We start from the raw sequence: 18326 nt of genomic DNA on the forward strand, positions 1-18326 counted from the left end.
AATTGTGCTAAAACATAACAAAGCATTTAAGACGGATTCTCAACGCTTGGCGGTTTCAGCCTAGGTCAGCTTCAGTGCTAAATGTGGCAAGGTTTAAGGTTGGGTGGTCGCGTTGTTCACCACTTAATGCGGCGTTATGCGTAAATGGAGGAAACATGGAAAATCAGGGAAAGCTGTACTTCTTCTGTGGCAAGATGGGAGCAGGAAAATCGACCAAATCTAAGGTTGTAGCTGCTGAAAACAATGCAGTCTTAATTTCAGAAGACGATTGGTTGTCAGCTCATTATCCTTCTCAAATTCAAACGTTTGACGACTACATCAAGTACTCAAACTTAATTAAGCCTTTCGTTAAAAGCCATGTTCAAAACTTGCTGAATGTCGGGGTTAACGTTGTCATGGATTTTCCAGCTAATACTGTAAGGCAAAGAGTTTGGTTTGTATCACTGTGCGTCGAAGTAGATAGTGATCATGAGCTGTTGTATTTAGACTTAACAGACGAACAATGTTTATCCCAAATTGCTAAACGCCGAGTTGAACAACCAGAAAGAGCTATGTTTGACACAGAGGCTGTATTTCATCATGTGACCCAGTATTTTGAAGCTCCAGCAGCGAGTGAAAATCTCAGTCTGGTACGTGTGGGAGAATACGCATAACAAAGCGTTTAAGACGGATTCCCAACGCTTGGCATTTTCGGCTTACATCGGTTTAAGTGTTTATGTCACAATGGTTTAGGTAGGGTGGTAGCGTTGCTCACCACTTAACGCGGCGTTATGCCTAAAATGGAAACTGACAATTGAGGTGCAATTTGAAGGTTAGAGCAGTTATTGAGTCAGATTGGGATTCGATACTTCGAATTCAGGCTGAGGTGTATCATGATGGTGTGCTCGAAGATTTGGACGTACTAAAAAGTAAAAGTATCGTGTCACCTACAAGTTGTTTTGTGTGCGAGTCGAACGACGGAGATATCGTGGGTTATTTGTTGTCACATCCGTGGGATAGTCCAATACCTCCAAAGTTGTTTGAACCGTTAGCAATGGTCAGTGGTAACCATCAGTTTTTCATCCATGACATGGCTGTTAGTGCCACAGCACAAAACAAAGGTGTTGGTCGATTGTTGACTAATCGAGTGTTTGAATTAACGAAGAAAATGGGCGTTAACAAAATTAGTCTAGTTGCAGTTCAAGACGCGGCTGGCTACTGGTCGACATTAGGTTTTAATGCGTTGGAAAGTAGCGATATCAGTCCTGTATACGGCGAAGATGCTGTATTCATGGAAATGTTAATATCGGCATAACAAAGCGTTTAAGGCGGACTCCCAACGCTTGGCGCTTTCGGCTTTCTTCAGGTTAAGTGTTTATGTCACAATGAGTTAGGTAAGGTGGTTAGCGTTGCTCGCCACTTAACGCGGCGTTAAATGCACGTGCGTTCTAATAGGATTTACGGATGAATCGAAATATAGAATTTAGAATTAATGTGTGGCATTGGAAAATGGTGTTGTCCATGGTCACGAGCTACGCAGTTTTCACGCTTCTTTTCAATTGGCTCTCCGAAACTGAATTTCAATTATGGCCATTTCTTGTCGCTGTGACGAGTATGGTGGTTGTGTATTCATTTCTAGCCTTATGTAAGAAGAGCCATTTGTCAGTTGTGGGAAATGACGTTTGTCTTCGTGGTCTCAAAGCTGAGTTAATGGCTAAGAATGATATATTTGGACATCAGTATATTCAAATTACCTCAAATACAGATACGGGCTATCATCGGCTTAAAGTTACCAAGAATCAGATTGCTTTTTCAGACTGGGAGTTTCTGTTGGGAAAGTGCATTTAACAAAGCATTTAAGACGGATTCCCAACGCATGGCGTTTTCGGCTTACTTCAGTTTAAGTGTTTATGTCACAATGGTTTAGGTAGGGTGGTCGCGTTGTTCACCACTTAATGCGGCGTTATGTTTTAATGGGATTTCAATGGCTTAAATGCCTTTGAGTCGTTCTTTGCCCCTTTAGCTATTCGTTGGGAGTAGACTCAGCAAATCACTATTATCGCTCAGTTCTTAAATCTCTCAGCCCGTTAACATGCTAAAGTTCGTGGGTTGCTTCATTCGAGTTTTCGGGTGGTTTGGTCGTCTTGTTTCTCTGGCTCAAAGTCGCTTTGGGCATATTTCCCAATTACCTAATAACCTTGGCAGTTGAGTCGGTAAATCGCAATTGTTCTGCGCTGCTTTTGCTAAGAAAGGGCGCTTGTTGAAAGCGTATTGAGTTGCCTCATTAGCAGGGAAGTGGACTTACTCGTTTTTGGTTTTGGCGCGCCTGCCGGTCAAGTAAGTTCGAGCTTGTGATTTGGTTCAGAAAACTAGGTCTGCATCTCAGTTCTTTACCAAGTAGATCAACGAATTGTGCTAAAACATAACAAAGCATTTAAGACGGATTCTCAACGCTTGGCGATTTCAGCCTAGGTCAGCTTTAGTGCTAAATGTGGCAAGGTTTAAGGTTGGGTGGTCGCGTTGTTCACCACTTAATGCGGCGTTATACCGCAATCAGTCGTTGAGCCTTGTCATCGCTTTTCTGTACACATCGCTACGTTCGCGCTTACCTACGGCTAAAACGGTAACAATAACTACATCGTCTTGCACTTTGTATACTAAGCGATAGCCAGATTGGCGTAATTTGATCTTATACATGTTGTCTGCGCCGGATAATTTGGAAGCAGGAACGTGTGGGTTAGCTAAGCGCTCAATCAGTTTCTTCTTAAATTGCTGTTGCAAAGTAGCGCCGAGTTTTTTCCACTCTTTAAGTGCGCTACTTTTAAATTCAAGATTATAAGTCATCGATACTCACCGAAATGCTTGCTTCAGATTCTCGCTCTTTAGCTAAAGCTAGCAGCTCAATATCTTCAAGCTTGTCCATCATCATTTCGTATGCAGCAGCAGGTACACAGTAAAATGCAGGTTCATTTCGGTTTAGTACAGCGACTGGAGCACCATAAGCGCTTGAAGCAACCTTCATTGGGTTCGCTTTAAACTCAGTAATACTTGCAGCAACATCAGCTAATATTCTAGCGGTCATTTAAAAGCTCCTTAATGCGGTCTTTAAGATGGTCATTTTAGTTGCAAACAAGCGGTATAACAAGGTGTTTAAGACGGATTCGCAACGCTCGGCGGTTTCAGTTCAAAGTTTTGCATATGTGTTTATGGCACAATGTCTTGAGTTTTGGTGGTAGCGCTGCTCACCACTTAACACGGCGTTATGCATAAGGAGGTGTTATGACGATTACTGGTGAGTGTTTCTGTGGCGAAATTAAGTACAAGATTGACGGTGGTCTCCATGATGCCCGTTCTTGTCATTGCTCTCGATGTCGTAAAGCATTTAGCTCACAGGCTTCAGCATATGCTCTTGTTAAAGAGGGTGAGTTTGAATGGGTATGTGGGGAAGAACGGCTAACTTCATATATCGGTGAGCATGGTTTTGGGCTTCAGTTTTGCTCCAAGTGCGGTTCCACATTAGTTGGCGTGTACAAGGGGCATGTTCACGGTGTTACGTTAGGCTGCATAAACGGTGACCCTCAAATACAACTCAGTCGCCATATATACGTTGACTCTAAGGCTTCGTGGGAATTAATCGCTGATGGGGTGCCTCAGTTCGATGGTGCGCCTCCAGAAAATGCATAACAAAGCGTTTAAGACGGATTCTCAACGCTTGGCATTTTCAACTTACTTCAGTTTAAGTGTTTATGTCACAATGGTTTAGGTAGGGTGGTAGCGTTGCTCACCACTTAACGCGGCGTTATGCCTAAAATGGAAACTGACAATTGAGGTGCAATTTGAAGGTTAGAGCAGTTATTGAGTCAGACTGGGATTCGATACTTCGAATTCAGGCTGAGGTGTATCATGATGGTGTGCTCGAAGAACTGGACGTACTAAAAAGCAAAAGTATCGTGTCACCTACAAGTTGTTTTGTGTGCGAGTCGAACGACGGAGATATCGCAGGTTATTTGTTGTCACATCCGTGGGATAGTCCAATACCTCCAAAGTTGTTTGAACCGTTAGTAATGGTCAGTGGTAAGCGTCAGTTTTTCATCCATGATATGGCTGTTAGTGCCACAGCACAAAACAAAGGTGTTGGTCGATTGTTGACTAATCGAGTGTTTCAATTAACGAAGAAAATGGGCGTTAACAAAATTAGTCTAGCTGCAGTTCAAGGCGCAGCAGGCTACTGGTCGACATTAGGTTTTAGTGCGTTGGAAAGTAGCGATATCAGTCCTGTATACGGCGAAGATGCGGTATTCATGGAAATGTTAATATCGGCATAACAAAGCGTTTAAGACGGACTCCCAACGCTTGGCGCTTTCGGGTTTCTTCAGGTTAAGTGTTTATGTCACAATGATTTAGGTAAGGTGGTTAGCGTTGCTCGCCACTTAACGCGGCGTTATGCGACTCAGGAAAAAGGAGTTTCGAGTGGAAGAAATAATTGATGAGTTAGTAACCCAGGGGTATGAGGTATCTGGCGGTAATTCAAGTATTCGAGTGAAAATGGGTGGGTTAACGGGTAAGGCTGTAATTCGTAAAAGTGTCTATTCAAATACTTTTGTAGTGGTGACTCATAGTTGGACTCAGCTTATAGCCCTAACGCTGGCATTTTCGTCAATCCTATCGTCGATTTTCAGCCAGTGGGGACAGCCCGAATTAAGTGGCGCAATGTGGTTTAGTTTTTCGATTGGCATTCCCGTTGTAATAATGGGTTTTATATCTGTAGTTGTTTCAGAAATTCATTTACAACCCGTCCGTCAGATCGTACGAATGGCAAATTCAAAGCAACCCCCACCAGTCGCATAACAAAGCGTTTAAGACGGATTCCCAACGCATGGCATTTTCGGCTTACTTCAGTTTAAGTGTTTATGTCACAATGGTTTAGGTAGGGTGGTTAGCGTTGCTCACCACTTAACGCGGCGTTATATTCTCGGGAGGTAAAATGGAATTTACGAGTGCTAGTGAGGTTCATTTTGAAGCAATTGCTCAACTGGTTTCTTCACCAGAGGAGTTGTATTCAGTTTGCCCTTCAGGTTCTTATCCGTGGGATTACAGTCAAATCTGTGATATTTCCAAAGCGAGGTCAGACCTAACAGTATGCATTGTTGATAACCAAGTTGTTGCCTTTGGAAATTTGTATAATGTAAAACCGTCGCAGAGTGCATTTATCGGTAATATTGTCGTGTCTGATGCGTATAAAGGGCAAGGAATTGGTCGAGCTCTTATTGAACATTTGAGTTCACAGTGTTTGGAGCTTTATCAAGCAGTACCATATTTGTCAGTATTTAATTACAACACTCGCGCTTTGTTGCTTTATACCAAACTTGGCTTCGAACCTTACAGCGCTGAATCTAGAATTTAGTATGATGGTGAGACAGTGGTTTTGCTCCACATGCGAAAAAATTCCGAATATAACAAAGCATTTAAGACGGATTCTCAACGCTTGGCAATTTCAGTTTAGGTCGGCTTTAGTGCTGAATGTGGCAAGGTTTAGGCTTGGGTGGTCGCGTTGTTCACCACTTAATGCGGCGTTATGTGCTAGTAACAAATTGAAATTATGGAGGAAATCAATATGGATATTGAGAATGTACCTTTCGGAATCACAGATTGGAGTGAGGTCGAGGTTACTGAACATACTGGTGAAACGGGTATGGCTTATTGGCGCACTAAGAAATTTGGTGAGCTGCGAGTCCGTATGGTTGAGTATTCTGAAAATTATCTCGCAGACCATTGGTGTTCAAAGGGGCATATCTTGTTTTGTCTCTCGGGGGAATTAACCACCGAGCTAGATGATGGTCGAGAATTCATTCTAAAACCCGGCATGAGTTATCAAGTAGCTGACAATGCAGAGCCTCATCGCTCGTCTACGGTGATTGGCGCTAAGCTGTTTGTCGTTGATTAAGCTTCGCACATAACAAAGCGTTTAAGACGGACTCCCAACGCTTGGCGCTTTCGACTTTCTTCAGGTTAAGTGTTTATGTCACAATGGTTTAGGTAAGGTGGTTGGCGTTGCTCGCCACTTAACGCGGCGTTATGTTTTAACGGAATTTCAATGGCTTAAATGCCTTTGAGTTGTTCTTTGCCCCTCTAGCCATTCGCTGGGAGTAGACTCAGCAAATCACTATTATCGTTCCTTTCTTAAATCACTTAACCCGTAAAACATGCCAATGTTCGCGGGTTGCTTCATTCGAGTTTTCGGGTGGTTCGGTAGTCAGGTTCTTCTGGCTCAAAGTCGCTTTGGGCATATTTCCCAATCAGCCAATAACCTTGGCAGTTGAGTCGGCAAATTGCCATTGTTCTGCGCTGCTTTTGCTAAGAAAGGGCGCTTGTTGAGGCTTGGTCGAGTTGCCTCATTGTCAGGGAAGTGGGCTTACTCGTTGTTGGTTTGGCACATCTGCCGGTCAAGCTAGTGCTAGGTTGTGATTTAGTTCAGAAATCTAGGTCTACACTTCAGTTCTTTGCCAAGTAAATCAACGAATTGTGCTAAAACATAACAAAGCATTTAAGACGGATTCTCAACGCTTGGCAATTTCAGTTTAGGTCAGCTTTAGTGCTGAATGTGGCAAGGTTTAGGCTGGGTGGTCGCGTTGTTCACCACTTAATGCGGCGTTAGGTTTTTCCGCGGTCAAATGGAATTGAGGGGGTATCATGGATTATCAAACGAAGCTCCAATTTGCACATAAAGAGCTCAATGATAAAGGTGTTTGGAAGTCGAATTACAATCCACCAATAGCCAAGTTACTATGCAAAATGGGACTTAACTTCCCGCCGCCTTATTATCAGACCTTCATGAACAACTGGGTTATTTCAGCCATCATGTTCGCTCCTGTTTGGGGTGTTTTAAATTGGTTTGTTGTTTGGAGTAAAGCAGATAAGCCAGTTCTCGAAGCTGTCTATATGTCTCTGATTGGTGGTGTTTTGTTTGGGCTAATCATGGCGACATTTTATTTTGTTAGACGAAAGCAATTAAACCTGTCGGAGTGGAGTTCTTTGGGAGAATAGCCCCAAAACCTAACAAAGTATTTAAGAAGGATTCGCAACGCTTGGCGAATTTCGTTTAAATTCAGCTTTAGTGTTTAAGGTGGTTTGTCGAGGCTGTGGTGTAGGGCGCTGAGGAATCCCCTAATGATTTTGATAAAAATCATAAATTTAAGGTAGATGCACATCTTGTCATGTGATCAAATGGTTCTGAGAAAAATCAATAACCAGACAACAAGATGTGCGAACTCGATATTTTACACGACTCTCTTTACCAATTCTGCCCTGAATTGCACTTAAAACGACTCAACAGTTTAACGCTGGCTTGCCACGCATTACTTGAATGTAAAACGCTCACTCTTACCGAACTTGGTCGTAACCTGCCAACGAAAGCCAGAACAAAACATAACATCAAACGAATCGACAGATTGTTAGGTAATCGTCACTTGCACAAAGAGCGACTCGCTGTATACCGTTGGCATGCCAGCTTTATCTGTTCAGGTAATTCGATGCCCATTGTTCTTGTTGACTGGTCTGATATTCGTGAGCAAAAACGGCTTATGGTATTGCGGGCTTCGGTGGCACTACATGGTCGTTCTATTACTCTTTATGAGAAAGCCTTTCCGCTTTCAGAGCAATGTTCAAAGAAGGCTCATGACCAATTTCTAGCCGACCTTGCAAGCATTCTACCGAGTAACACTACACCGCTCATTGTCAGTGATGCTGGCTTTAAAGTGCCATGGTATAAATCCGTTGAAAAGCTAGGTTGGTACTGGTTAAGTCGAGTCAGAGGGAAAGTGCAATATGCAGATTTAGGTGCGGAAAACTGGCAACCTATCAGCAACTTACATAGCATATCCTCAAGTCGCTCAAAGACTTTAGGCTATAAGAGGTTGACTAAGAGCAACCCAATTTCATGTCAAATTGCACTGTATAAATCACGTCCTAAAGGCCGAAAAAATCAGCGTTCGACACGGACTAATTGTCATCATCCGTCACCTAAAATCTACTCCGCTTCGACAAAAGAACCATGGGTTTTAGCGACTAACTTGCCCGTTGAAATCCGAACACCAAAGCAACTTGTTAGGCTCTACTCGAAGCGTATGCAAATTGAAGAAACCTTCCGAGACTTGAAAAGCCCAGCCTACGGTTTAGGCCTCCGTCATAGCCGAACTAGCAGCTCAGAGCGCTTTGATATCATGCTGCTAATCGCCCTAATGCTTCAACTGACATTTTGGCTTGCTGGAGTTCATGGTCAGAAACAAGGTTGGGATAAGCACTTCCAAGCTAACACTGTCAAAAATCGAAATGTACTCTCAACAGTGCGCTTAGGGATGGAAGTTTTGCGGCATTCTGGCTACACAATAACGAGGGAAGACTTGCTCGCGGCTGCAACCCTGCTTGCTCAAAATCTATTCAAACATGGTTGTGCTTTGGGGAAATTATGAGGGGATCCCTCAGTGTAGGGCGTCGCTCACCTCTTAATACGGCGTTATGTTTTAATGTGATTTCAATGGCTTAAATGCCTTTGAGTCGTTCATTGTCCCTTTGGCTATTCGTTGGGAGTTGACTCAGCAAATCACTATTATCGTTGCATTCTTAAATCACTTAACCCGTAAAACATGCCAAGGTTCGCGGGTTGCTTCATTCGAGTTTTCGGGTGGTTTGGTCGCCTTGTTTCTTTGGCTCAAAGTCGCTTTGAGCGTATTTCCCAATCAGCCAATAACCTTGGCAGTAGCCTCGGCAAATCACCATTGTTCTGCGCTGCTTGTGCTAAGAAAGGGCGCTTGTTGAACCTTGGTCGAGTTGCCTCATTATCAGGGAAGTGGGCTTACTCGTCTTGGGTTTGGCGCATCTACCGGTCAAGTGGGTTCTAGCTTGTGACTTGGTTCAGAAATCTAAGTCTACATCTCAGTTCTTTGCCAAGTAAATCAACGAATTGTGCTAAAACATAACAAAGCATTTAAGACGGATTCTCAACGCTTGGCAAATTCAGCTTAGGTCAGCTTTAGTGCTAAATGTGGCAAGGTTTAGGCTTGGGTGGTCGCGTTGTTCACCACTTAATGCGGCGTTATGTTGAAGGAGGAAAAATGGAAGTTCTTAATCAACTTTACCCATCAGATAGTCAGATGGATAGACTGAAATCTTCACCTGATTCTGGTGAAATTCATTTGTTGAACTTGTTCAAATTTCGAGAAAAAGCGGAATATGCAGATGGTCGAAAATCTACTTTAACGGGTAGGGAGGCATACGATTTGTATGGTCATCCGATGGCGAAGATTCTTGAGAAATACGGTGCAAAAGTGGTTTTCTATTCGGAAATTACGGGACTGATTCTAGGTCAGGTTGAAGAGCTCTGGGATTCATTTGTAATTGTAAGGTATCCATCACGACAAGCTCTAATTGAAATGACGTCATCGGAAGAGTTCAAGGCTCTAAGCGTTCATCGTGAGGCAGGTTTGGCAGGACAGTTAAACATAGAAACGAAGGCGCCTTAAATTACAACATAACAAAGCGTTTAAGACGGACTCCCAACGCATGGCGTTTTCGGCTTACTTTGGGTTAAGTGTTTATGTCACAATGGTTTTGGTAGGGTGGTTAGCGTTGCTCGCCACTTAACGCGGCGTTATGTTTTAATGGAATTTCAATGGTTTAAATGCCTTTGAGTCGTTCTTTGCCCCTTTGGCTATTCGTTGGGAGTAGACTCAGCAAATCACTATTATCGATCCATTCTTAAATCCCTTAACCCGTAAAACATGCCAAAGTTCGCGGGTTGCTTCATTCGGGTTTTCGTGTGGTTTGATCGTCTTATTTCTCTGGCTCAAAGTCGCTTTGGTCATATTTCCCAATCAGCCAATAACGTTGGCAGTTGAGTCGGCAAATCGCCATTGTTCTGCGCTGCTTTTGCTAAGAAAGGGCGCTTGTTGAGGTTTGATCGAGTTGCCTCATTAGCAGGGAAGTGGACTTACTTGTTGTTGGTTTGGCGCATCTGTCGGTAAAGTGAGTTCGAGCTTGTGATTTGGTTCAGAAAACTAGGTCTGCATCTCAGTTCTTTGCCAAGTAAATCAACGAATTGTGCTAAAACATAACAAAGCATTTAAGACGGATTCTCAACGCTTGGCAATTTCAGTCTAGGTCGGCTTTAGTGCTGAATGTGGCAAGGTTTAGGCTTGGGTGGTCGCGTTGTTCACCACTTAATGCGGCGTTAACTGGTTCCCATAAAAATCATCCTTGTGTACGTTTCTGTTTGTAGCGGATTTTTCTGATTTGCATTAGTTGGTCTAATGAAACCGATTGTGTTTGCGGCTAAATTGCGTGACTGCGTGTTAGACGCTTACTAGGCGTCTAATATAGGGGTTCGGAGTTAGGTAACTAAGTTTCATAGTACAAGTATTAGATTGTGAGATATTCGACAGACTCAGAAAATAGTCGAAAGAGTACTTGGATTAACTATTTGGGTAAGCTGAACTAATGGTTATCCTAGCTTTTTGTGGTTGTGTTGAGTTCACCAGTTAACAAAGTGTTTAAGAGGGACTCAAACGCTTGGCGAGTTGGTATCAAATGTCGAGTTAGGTGTTTCAGTCACAATGGTTTAGTTTTGGGGTATAGCGTATTTCGCCCCTTAACACGGCGTTATGTGCTAGAAGCGCATTTTAAGATAGTAGGGTAACTTATTGGATAAAATAACTTTTTTCGAACGCATGGAACGACAGATTACCTCGGGTAAAAAGGTAGCTACGATTCGTGATAAAACGGAGAGTCACTATTATGTCGGACAACTTCTTGAAGCGAGCACTCATGAAGAAGGTAGAAGAATCTGCGATATCGAGATTCTAAGCGTAGAACCTGTAAAGTTCGCAGAGTTAAACCGAGAGCATGCTAAAGCAGAGAACTTACCGTTTGTGTTTATGCTCAGGTGGATATTGCGCAAGATTTACCCCGTCGAAAATAGCTTGTATTTTATTCGATTTAAGGTGGTGCGCTAAATTTTTGAGGTAGCCGAGTCGGTCATAATATTTCGCACATAACAAAGCGTTTAAGACGGACTCCCAACGCTTGGCGTTTTCGGCTTACTTCGTTTTTAGTGTTTATATCACAATGGTTTAGGTAGGGTGGTTGGCGTTGCTCGCCACTTAACGCGGCGTTATATGATTTGATGAGAATCCATGAGAAAAACAAAAAATGTAGTCGAAAATCTGGACGTGAGTTTTAGGACAACATGTCCAATATGTAATAAAAAGCTAACAAGCCAAGGGTTTGAACAGCATAGAAAAATGTACCATAAAAACCTGAGACATGCGCAATTTGAGCAGTTAGTGATAGATGCGATTCGGTCTGGTAAGTCAGCTGTGAAGATCTTTGAGGCAGTAAACCCAAGTTTGAGTTCTGCGACGAGAAAGCTACAAGATGTTAAGCATGCAAGTAGAAACAATTTTTACCGATTGCAGCAAGGTGGAAAGGTAAGTCCGAAATAAATCACTTAGTATCAAGTTTGAAGTGCGACAAATTCTATAGATGCGCATGAATATACTCCGTAGGAGTTCTATACCCAAGTCTTTTGCGTGGGCGCGTATTTAATTTGTGGGCAATTTCATTGCAGAGCTTCTGTGTTACATGTGACATGGAAGTTCGTTTTGGTAAATACTGACGTATTAATCCATTGGTATTTTCATTGGTGCCTCTTTCCCATGAATGATATGGGTTTGCAAAGTAAAACAAGCAGTTATGAAACCTTTCTAGTTGTGCGTATTGGTGAAATTCAGTGCCGTTATCAGCTGTAATTGTCTTAAAAGGTAAATCGGAACGGGTCATGATTTTGCTCATTCTCACATTAAGTGATCCCGTCGTTCGGTCGTCTAATTGGCCAATAAAAGTGTAGCCTGTCATTCTGTCCACCAAAGTGACAATACAGTGCTTAGTTCCGCGCCCAACAACGGTATCAATTTCCCAGTGCCCAGGTTCTTTTCTTAGCTCAGCCTCAACCGATCTCTCGATGATATGACGTTTATTTGCAAGCCGTCCTCGACTGTCTTTTGAGTTGTAGCGCTTACGCCTTTTCTTAGTCGATTGACGCAGGTGTTTCCATAGCATTCCGCCTTCTGCTTTATCGTTCCAGACGTACTGATAAATGAGTTCGTGACTCATTGTTGGATAGCCTCTTAATCTTAAGTAGCCAACGATCTGATCTGGGCTCCAATCCAGTTTCAATAAGGCTTCAGCCAACCTAAAGTCAGTTTTACAGTAACGCTTATTTCGCCTTGAACGACTAAGTCTACTTCGAGCTTTTTGTTGTGCGCGAGCAGGTTGGTAAGACGGGTTTGGTCGGTATGCGTTGTATCGCGAGTTCCGTTGGAATTCACGATAAATAGTACATCTGTGACGACCTAGTTGTGTGGCGATTTTATCGACACTAATTCCTTGCTTTCTCAGAGCAGAAATCATATACCTTTCTATCTCAGTGAGGTGCGTATATCTCATGGTTTTTCACTTCTTGGCGGGAGCAAATTCATGATTATCGCATCTCACTGTTATATTGTTCAGTGGTGTCGCACTTCGTACTTGAATCCAAGCGTTTAAATACAGCAAGGACGTGGCATCGATGACGAATGTAGCCGATAATTTATTACGAAGAGACTTTGAAGCCGACAACCCAAATCAAAAATGGGTGACCGATATCACGTATATTTGGGTGAAGAGCCGTTGGCTCTACTTAGCCACAGTGATGGCTCTCCATTCAAGGCGTATCATCGGTTGGTCGTTGGATACGACGATGGCGGTTCAGCTCATAACGAATGCCTTAAAAATGGCGTTCAAGTCGCGTAAGCCGCCGAAGGGCGTCATAATCCACTCAGATCGTGGTGTACAATACAGAGCGTACGAGTATCAGAACTTCATGCGTGAGCATGGTGGTGTCCCGAGCATGAGCCGAAAAGGTAACTGTTGGGGCAATGCAGTGATGGAGTCATTCTAGAGTCGACTTAAAGTCGAGTTGATTTATGCAGAAGACTATCAAAATATCGTTGAAGCTCGGGTTGGTATCTTCGAGCACACCAGGTCTCTTACTCAGAGGGTAAGTGTTGCTTGAGTTCAAGCAGCATTAAATAGGCACTTTGACCGCTTAGTTCATACGGTTTGAATTCATCCGAGCCTGAAAACTGAAGGTTAAGAAGAGAAGTAAGTTGAGACTGAGGCACGTCACCCATAGACCAATCCCCAAATTGTCGTGAGTGTATTTCTTCAAAGTACACAATGGTCACATTGGTATGCCGTTGGTCATTGATAATGTAGTTATAAGTTTTATTGATCTCTTCACGGGAGCCTTCCAAGCATTGCATGAAGTATTTGTCGTTGTGGCTTAGAAGCCCAGTAATGTTACACATTGCGTTGTGATCACGAGATTTGTTCAAAATGTCTTGTAACGCGATCGAATCGCAGTCCTTTGAAAGGGTACTTACGTAAATTAATCTAGCTAAAGGCATAATGTACACTCTGTGATTTTATGGTCGTTATGATCAAATATAATCTATATCACTGAAATTGCTAATTTGCTGCTGCACTGAAAAATTAAGCATACTAGGCGATTAAGTCAGACTCATCACACTCGGCGTTTTAGTTTGAATCGGTTTTGATCACTTCAGAACTTCAAGTCGATTAGTTCCCCGCGACTTGAAGCTCTGATTATGGGGTTAACCTAACTGCAACTCTTTTCGAATGATGTTTGCGCCAGCGCTCAAAGCATGAAGTTTGGCGGTAGCGAGCTTGCGAGGTAGAGGAGCCATACCACAATTTGTGCAAGGGTAGAGCTTGTCAGCATCGACAAATTTCAGCGCTTCTCGTAGCGTGCTCGCGACCTCTTCAGGGGTTTCTATCGTTTCAGAGGCGACATCGATCGCGCCAACCATGACTTTTTTCCCTCGAATCAGTTCGAGCAATTCAATCGGTACGCGAGAGTTGTGGCATTCAAGAGAGATGATATCAATATTGGATTGCTGCAGCTTAGGAAAGACGGCCTCATATTGTCGCCACTCTGAACCGAGAGTTTTTTTCCAATCGGTGTTAGCTTTAATCCCATAGCCGTAACAGATATGCACCGCGGTTTCACATTTTAAGCCATCAATGGCTCGCTCTAGGCATGCGATGCCCCAGTCATTCACCTCATCGAAAAAGACATTAAATGCAGGTTCATCAAACTGGATGATGTCGACTCCGGCGGCTTCTAGCTCTTTAGCTTCTTGATTAAGGATCTTGGCAAATTCCCATGCGAGCTTCTCACGGCTTTTATAATGGTCATCATAAAGTGTGTCGATCATCGTCATCGGGCCAGGCAGAGCCCACTTAATTTTTTGCTTGGTTTGCTGGCGAAGAAACTTGGCGTCTTCAACAAAAACCGGTTTCTGCCGGGTTACAGGGCCGACAACTGTCGGTACGCTTGCATCGTAACGATTACGAATTCGAACCGTTTTACGCTTTTCAAAGTCAACGCCATCGAGATGTTCTATAAATGTAGTGACAAAGTGTTGGCGGGTTTGCTCGCCATCACTGACGATGTCAATGCCGGATTGTTGCTGGTCTTGTAACGACAAACGCAGAGCATCTTGTTTGCCTTGTATGAGTTCTTCATCTTGCAATTTCCAAGGTGACCAAAGTGTCTCTGGCTGTGCAAGCCAAGAGGGCTTAGGTAAACTGCCTGACGTTGAAGTGGGTAATAGTTTTGCCATAGTAAATACTGCCATCAATTTGGGTTCAGGATTAAGCGTAATTTTCAGACCAATGCTCAAGGACGGTCTTATAGGGCTTTATGAAGTGCTCTTCAGCGAACTTTCCTTGCTCAATCGCCAAACGACTGCGTTCTTCGCGGTCATACACAATTTGAGTCAAAGAGTGATCTGAGCTCTTTAAGTTGGGCTGATAACACTTACCAGCAGTAGCATTGGCATTGTAAATCTCAGGGCGATAGATTTTTTGGAACGTTTCCATGGTACTGATGGTGCTGATAAGCTCTAGATTAGTGTAATCATTAAGCAAATCACCAAAGAAATAGAAAGCCAATGGCGCCGCACTGTTTGGTGGCATAAAGTAGCGCACCTGTAAGCCCATATGTTGGAAGTACTGCTCGGTCAATGACGACTCGTTAGGTTGATATTCGGAGCCTAAAATTGGATGTTCATTTTCCGTTTTGTAGTAAGTTTTGTTGTCTGAAACACTCAAGCAAATAACGGGTTTTTTATTGAAGTTTTGTTGATAAACCTGAGAGTCGACGAAGTGTTTAAATAACTTGCCGTGCAGTTCGCCAAAATTTTCTGGAATGCTAAATGTCGTTTTGTTTTTATTATGTTCCAGTAGTAATACGCTAAAGTCGTAATCTCGAACATAAGAGGAAAAATTGTTGCCAATAATACCTTCAATTCGTTGGTTGGTTTTATGATCGACAATGTACGTCTTTAATACTTCAATTGATGGAAATGTCTGTTCGCCATCTTGAATATCCATATCAACCGAAATAATTTCAAGTTCGACCGAGTAACGATCTCCTTTCAAATTATCCCAATGTGCGAGGGCATTAAAGCGATTATCAATCATTTTTAGTGCATTGCGTAAATTCGTTTGGCGATGCTCACCTCTCGCGAGATTGGCAAAGTTAGTTGTGATGCGAGTGCTATCAGCAGGGTGATAATTCTCATCGAGAGAAAGGCTCTTGACGATAAATTTGAAATGATTATTCATGTCGATTTGATATCCAATTAGCTCGGCGTTCGTTTAAGTTATTATGATTTGTAATGTTTTTATTTTCTCTAACAACCTAGATTAGAACGCGCAGTGTAACCATGGTTGATTATTAAAAGAGAGTTTTACCCACGTTGGGTGGTAATTAATAATGTTATTCTTTCACGCTAATTATGAGAAATATTCATGTTCCATTGGGTTTGAAAGTTAACCTGAAGGTCGTTTATATTATTTGGCCTTGTGAGGGGGTGCTAAATACTGAGGGATCCCCTCATAATTTCCCCAAAGCACAACCATGTTTGAATAGATTTTGAGCAAGCAGGGTTGCAGCCGCGAGCAAGTCTTCCCTCGTTATTGTGTAGCCAGAATGCCGCAAAACTTCCATCCCTAAGCGCACTGTTGAGAGTACATTTCGATTTTTGACAGTGTTAGCTTGGAAGTGCTTATCCCAACCTTGTTTCTGACCATGAACTCCAGCAAGCCAAAATGTCAGTTGAAGCATTAGGGCGATTAGCAGCATGATATCAAAGCGCTCTGAGCTGCTAGTTCGGCTATGACGGAGGCCTAAACCGTAGGCTGGGCTTTTCAAGTCTCGGAAGGTTTCTTCAATTTGCATACGCTTCGAGTAGAGCCTAACAAGTTGCTTTGGTGTTCGGATTTCAACGGGCAAGTTAGTCGCTAAAACCCATGGTTCTTTTGTCGAAGCGGAGTAGATTTTAGGTGACGGATGATGACAATTAGTCCGTGTCGAACGCTGATTTTTTCGGCCTTTAGGACGTGATTTATACAGTGCAATTTGACATGAAATTGGGTTGCTCTTAGTCAACCTCTTATAGCCTAAAGTCTTTGAGCGACTTGAGGATATGCTATGTAAGTTGCTGATAGGTTGCCAGTTTTCCGCACCTAAATCTGCATATTGCACTTTCCCTCTGACTCGACTTAACCAGTACCAACCTAGCTTTTCAACGGATTTATACCATGGCACTTTAAAGCCAGCATCACTGACAATGAGCGGTGTAGTGTTACTCGGTAGAATGCTTGCAAGGTCGGCTAGAAATTGGTCATGAGCCTTCTTTGAACATTGCTCTGAAAGCGGAAAGGCTTTCTCATAAAGAGTAATAGAACGACCATGTAGTGCCACCGAAGCCCGCAATACCATAAGCCGTTTTTGCTCACGAATATCAGACCAGTCAACAAGAACAATGGGCATCGAATTACCTGAACAGATAAAGCTGGCATGCCAACGGTATACAGCGAGTCGCTCTTTGTGCAAGTGACGATTACCTAACAATCTGTCGATTCGTTTGATGTTATGTTTTGTTCTGGCTTTCGTTGGCAGGTTACGACCAAGTTCGGTAAGAGTGAGCGTTTTACATTCAAGTAATGCGTGGCAAGCCAGCGTTAAACTGTTGAGTCGTTTTAAGTGCAATTCAGGGCAGAATTGGTAAAGAGAGTCGTGTAAAATATCGAGTTCGCACATCTTGTTGTCTGGTTATTGATTTTTCTCAGAACCATTTGATCACATGACAAGATGTGCATCTACCTTAAATTTATGATTTTTATCAAAATCATTAGGGGATTCCTCAGTGCTAAATATTTTTAGCGACCACCTGATTCTGCTGGTTAATTATATTTATGGATGAATGAAATGAGTGAATTGCTGTTGTTAGTCATATACTGTGCGTTGCTAGGTAGTGGCGTGGGTTTCTTGGCGGGTCTGCTTGGCATCGGTGGTGGGTTAGTCATTGTTCCCGTGCTGAGTAGCATTTTACTGCACTTTTCTGTGGTGTCATCCGAGCAAGTGGTTGTCGTTGCTATCGCTACATCTTTAGCGTCAATATTGTTTACGTCGACGTCTTCCGCTATAGCGCATCACAAAAATGGCAATGTACCCTGGGATCTTGCTCCGTGGGTGATGAGTGGCGTTGCTTTTGGGGCGCTTATTAGCGGTTTTATGGCCGCGCTGTTACCTGAACAGATGGTGCGGATTGTATTTGCGGTGAGTGTGGTGCTGATTGCGATTAAAATGTTTTATAGCAGCAAAAATGAGACATCGAATGAGCGTAAAATGCCAAATAAAGGCATGTTAACCGTGCTTACGACGATGACGGGCGGACTCTCTGCGATGATAGGCATTGGTGGTGGCGCACTCTTGGTTCCACTATTAACCTTTTTCTCTCTCGATATGAAAAAAGCCATAGGCTGCGCATCTGCCTGCGGGATTGTTATCGCTATATTTGGCTCTATTGGTTACATCAGTTCGGGTAGCCGTCATTTGTTATGGGCAGATGGCTTTGCCGGATTCGTCTATTTGCCGGCGTTGTTTGGTATTGTTTGTACCTCGTGGTTCACCGCGCCATTTGGGGCGAAAGCCACGAATACCTTACCGGTAGCGACGATCAAAAAAGTCTTTGCAGTGCTACTTATGCTCATGGCTGCGAATATGATGATGAGTTGAGGGCGGCTTTGATTGGAAGCTGATAAGGTTGCGCTCTGATATGTTTGTAAGCTGATAGTGTTGCGGTCAATTAACGTCATCAAACAGAAGTTGTGGTTGCTTGAAGCTTAGATGTATTGAACATCTCGGCTTTGTTATTGTCCCA

The 18326-nt window shown here is 43.0% G+C and carries 21 protein-coding genes; 14 read left to right on the forward strand and 7 right to left on the reverse strand.

From position 1 onward, the window contains the following. The first annotated feature begins 155 nt into the window (after positions 1-155). From RJD38_RS18985 to RJD38_RS18995, 3 genes are all read left to right on the forward strand, one after another. Positions 156-653: an AAA family ATPase gene (locus RJD38_RS18985; RefSeq protein ID WP_065546181.1), complete on the forward strand. Its 498-nt coding sequence runs from the start codon at positions 156-158 to the stop codon at positions 651-653. Positions 654-805: 152 nt separating this feature from the next. Next, positions 806-1294, forward strand: a complete 489-nt coding sequence (locus RJD38_RS18990; RefSeq protein ID WP_065546182.1) for a GNAT family N-acetyltransferase — start codon at positions 806-808, stop codon at positions 1292-1294. A gap of 149 nt (positions 1295-1443) precedes the next feature. Beyond that, positions 1444-1827 carry a hypothetical protein gene (locus tag RJD38_RS18995; protein WP_065546183.1) on the forward strand — a complete coding sequence of 128 codons (384 nt, stop codon included), beginning with the start codon at positions 1444-1446 and terminating at the stop codon, positions 1825-1827. A gap of 705 nt (positions 1828-2532) precedes the next feature. Here the strand turns inward: RJD38_RS18995 and RJD38_RS19000 are convergent. Together RJD38_RS19000 and RJD38_RS19005 are read right to left on the reverse strand one after the other, a co-directional pair. After that, on the reverse strand, positions 2533-2823 hold the full coding sequence (locus RJD38_RS19000; RefSeq protein WP_065546184.1) for a type II toxin-antitoxin system RelE family toxin: 291 nt from the start codon (positions 2821-2823) through the stop codon (positions 2533-2535). Then, a complete protein-coding gene (locus tag RJD38_RS19005; protein ID WP_065546185.1) occupies positions 2813-3061 on the reverse strand; it encodes a type II toxin-antitoxin system Phd/YefM family antitoxin in 249 nt (82 codons plus the stop codon). The genes RJD38_RS19000 and RJD38_RS19005 overlap by 11 nt, the downstream gene beginning before the upstream one ends. Positions 3062-3258: 197 nt before the next feature. Here RJD38_RS19005 and RJD38_RS19010 point away from each other — a divergent pair, with 197 nt between their 5' ends. The 9 genes from RJD38_RS19010 to yqfB all read left to right on the forward strand — a co-directional run bounded on the left by RJD38_RS19010 (position 3259) and on the right by yqfB (position 10985). After that, positions 3259-3663, forward strand: coding sequence for a GFA family protein (locus RJD38_RS19010; protein ID WP_065546186.1), 405 nt, complete (start codon positions 3259-3261; stop codon positions 3661-3663). 227 nt (positions 3664-3890) lie between these two features. Next, entirely contained in the window at positions 3891-4304 is a 414-nt protein-coding gene (locus tag RJD38_RS19015) for a GNAT family N-acetyltransferase (RefSeq protein WP_367971674.1), read from the forward strand. 145 nt (positions 4305-4449) lie between these two features. After that, entirely contained in the window at positions 4450-4827 is a 378-nt protein-coding gene (locus tag RJD38_RS19020) for a hypothetical protein (protein WP_065546188.1), read from the forward strand. 136 nt (positions 4828-4963) lie between these two features. After that, positions 4964-5383: a GNAT family N-acetyltransferase gene (locus RJD38_RS19025; protein WP_231893200.1), complete on the forward strand. Its 420-nt coding sequence runs from the start codon at positions 4964-4966 to the stop codon at positions 5381-5383. Between the two features lie 210 nt (positions 5384-5593). Continuing rightward, complete coding sequence (locus tag RJD38_RS19030; RefSeq protein ID WP_065546189.1) at positions 5594-5923, forward strand: DHCW motif cupin fold protein; 330 nt, start codon at positions 5594-5596, stop codon at positions 5921-5923. A gap of 746 nt (positions 5924-6669) precedes the next feature. Further along, on the forward strand, positions 6670-7023 hold the full coding sequence (locus RJD38_RS19035) for a DUF6404 family protein (protein ID WP_065546190.1): 354 nt from the start codon (positions 6670-6672) through the stop codon (positions 7021-7023). A gap of 215 nt (positions 7024-7238) precedes the next feature. Further along, the gene (locus tag RJD38_RS19040; protein WP_032073033.1) at positions 7239-8447 is read left to right on the forward strand and encodes an IS4 family transposase; all 1209 of its coding nucleotides are present in this window, start codon (positions 7239-7241) and stop codon (positions 8445-8447) included. A 642-nt stretch (positions 8448-9089) separates the two neighbouring features. Then, complete coding sequence (locus tag RJD38_RS19045) at positions 9090-9497, forward strand: DUF1330 domain-containing protein (protein ID WP_065546191.1); 408 nt, start codon at positions 9090-9092, stop codon at positions 9495-9497. A 1176-nt stretch (positions 9498-10673) separates the two neighbouring features. Then, positions 10674-10985, forward strand: coding sequence for a N(4)-acetylcytidine aminohydrolase (gene yqfB, locus RJD38_RS19050; protein WP_083163635.1), 312 nt, complete (start codon positions 10674-10676; stop codon positions 10983-10985). Between the two features lie 523 nt (positions 10986-11508). On the opposite strand, the gene RJD38_RS19055 is transcribed toward yqfB, so the two are convergent. Then, positions 11509-12477 (reverse strand): IS30 family transposase, encoded by a 969-nt coding sequence (locus tag RJD38_RS19055; RefSeq protein ID WP_083163595.1) that lies wholly within the window; start codon positions 12475-12477, stop codon positions 11509-11511. Between the two features lie 112 nt (positions 12478-12589). Here RJD38_RS19055 and RJD38_RS19060 point away from each other — a divergent pair, with 112 nt between their 5' ends. Continuing rightward, entirely contained in the window at positions 12590-12970 is a 381-nt protein-coding gene (locus RJD38_RS19060) for an IS3 family transposase (protein WP_367971465.1), read from the forward strand. An 88-nt stretch (positions 12971-13058) separates the two neighbouring features. Here the strand turns inward: RJD38_RS19060 and RJD38_RS19065 are convergent, their stop codons facing one another. The 4 genes from RJD38_RS19065 to RJD38_RS19080 form a co-directional block, all read right to left on the reverse strand. Further along, complete coding sequence (locus tag RJD38_RS19065; RefSeq protein WP_065546194.1) at positions 13059-13478, reverse strand: BLUF domain-containing protein; 420 nt, start codon at positions 13476-13478, stop codon at positions 13059-13061. 207 nt (positions 13479-13685) lie between these two features. Beyond that, on the reverse strand, positions 13686-14717 hold the full coding sequence (locus RJD38_RS19070) for a methionine synthase (protein ID WP_065546195.1): 1032 nt from the start codon (positions 14715-14717) through the stop codon (positions 13686-13688). Between the two features lie 31 nt (positions 14718-14748). After that, a complete protein-coding gene (locus RJD38_RS19075) occupies positions 14749-15723 on the reverse strand; it encodes a DUF1852 domain-containing protein (RefSeq protein WP_065546196.1) in 975 nt (324 codons plus the stop codon). Positions 15724-15994: 271 nt separating this feature from the next. Next, positions 15995-17203, reverse strand: coding sequence for an IS4 family transposase (locus tag RJD38_RS19080; RefSeq protein ID WP_032073033.1), 1209 nt, complete (start codon positions 17201-17203; stop codon positions 15995-15997). A gap of 168 nt (positions 17204-17371) precedes the next feature. On the opposite strand from RJD38_RS19080, the gene RJD38_RS19085 reads away from it, so the two are divergent. Then, positions 17372-18181: a sulfite exporter TauE/SafE family protein gene (locus RJD38_RS19085; protein WP_065546197.1), complete on the forward strand. Its 810-nt coding sequence runs from the start codon at positions 17372-17374 to the stop codon at positions 18179-18181. Positions 18182-18326 lie beyond the last annotated feature (145 nt).

It is taken from the genome of Vibrio scophthalmi (assembly GCF_040869025.1).
Lineage (GTDB): Bacteria > Pseudomonadota > Gammaproteobacteria > Enterobacterales > Vibrionaceae > Vibrio > Vibrio scophthalmi.

What these genes read in the sequence shown, in the direction of transcription:
- RJD38_RS19065 (WP_065546194.1), bottom strand. Translation starts at nt 13,478, where the DNA reads ATGCCTTTAGCTAGATTAATTTACGTAAGTACCCTTTCAAAGGACTGC.
- RJD38_RS19035 (WP_065546190.1), top strand. Translation starts at nt 6,670, where the DNA reads ATGGATTATCAAACGAAGCTCCAATTTGCACATAAAGAGCTCAATGAT.
- RJD38_RS19005 (WP_065546185.1), bottom strand. Translation starts at nt 3,061, where the DNA reads ATGACCGCTAGAATATTAGCTGATGTTGCTGCAAGTATTACTGAGTTT.
- RJD38_RS18985 (WP_065546181.1), top strand. Translation starts at nt 156, where the DNA reads ATGGAAAATCAGGGAAAGCTGTACTTCTTCTGTGGCAAGATGGGAGCA.
- RJD38_RS19040 (WP_032073033.1), top strand. Translation starts at nt 7,239, where the DNA reads ATGTGCGAACTCGATATTTTACACGACTCTCTTTACCAATTCTGCCCT.
- RJD38_RS19025 (WP_231893200.1), top strand. Translation starts at nt 4,964, where the DNA reads ATGGAATTTACGAGTGCTAGTGAGGTTCATTTTGAAGCAATTGCTCAA.
- RJD38_RS18995 (WP_065546183.1), top strand. Translation starts at nt 1,444, where the DNA reads ATGAATCGAAATATAGAATTTAGAATTAATGTGTGGCATTGGAAAATG.
- RJD38_RS19080 (WP_032073033.1), bottom strand. Translation starts at nt 17,203, where the DNA reads ATGTGCGAACTCGATATTTTACACGACTCTCTTTACCAATTCTGCCCT.
- RJD38_RS19000 (WP_065546184.1), bottom strand. Translation starts at nt 2,823, where the DNA reads ATGACTTATAATCTTGAATTTAAAAGTAGCGCACTTAAAGAGTGGAAA.
- RJD38_RS19030 (WP_065546189.1), top strand. Translation starts at nt 5,594, where the DNA reads ATGGATATTGAGAATGTACCTTTCGGAATCACAGATTGGAGTGAGGTC.
- RJD38_RS19075 (WP_065546196.1), bottom strand. Translation starts at nt 15,723, where the DNA reads ATGAATAATCATTTCAAATTTATCGTCAAGAGCCTTTCTCTCGATGAG.
- RJD38_RS19070 (WP_065546195.1), bottom strand. Translation starts at nt 14,717, where the DNA reads ATGGCAAAACTATTACCCACTTCAACGTCAGGCAGTTTACCTAAGCCC.
- RJD38_RS19045 (WP_065546191.1), top strand. Translation starts at nt 9,090, where the DNA reads ATGGAAGTTCTTAATCAACTTTACCCATCAGATAGTCAGATGGATAGA.
- RJD38_RS19010 (WP_065546186.1), top strand. Translation starts at nt 3,259, where the DNA reads ATGACGATTACTGGTGAGTGTTTCTGTGGCGAAATTAAGTACAAGATT.
- RJD38_RS19055 (WP_083163595.1), bottom strand. Translation starts at nt 12,477, where the DNA reads ATGAGATATACGCACCTCACTGAGATAGAAAGGTATATGATTTCTGCT.
- RJD38_RS19085 (WP_065546197.1), top strand. Translation starts at nt 17,372, where the DNA reads ATGAGTGAATTGCTGTTGTTAGTCATATACTGTGCGTTGCTAGGTAGT.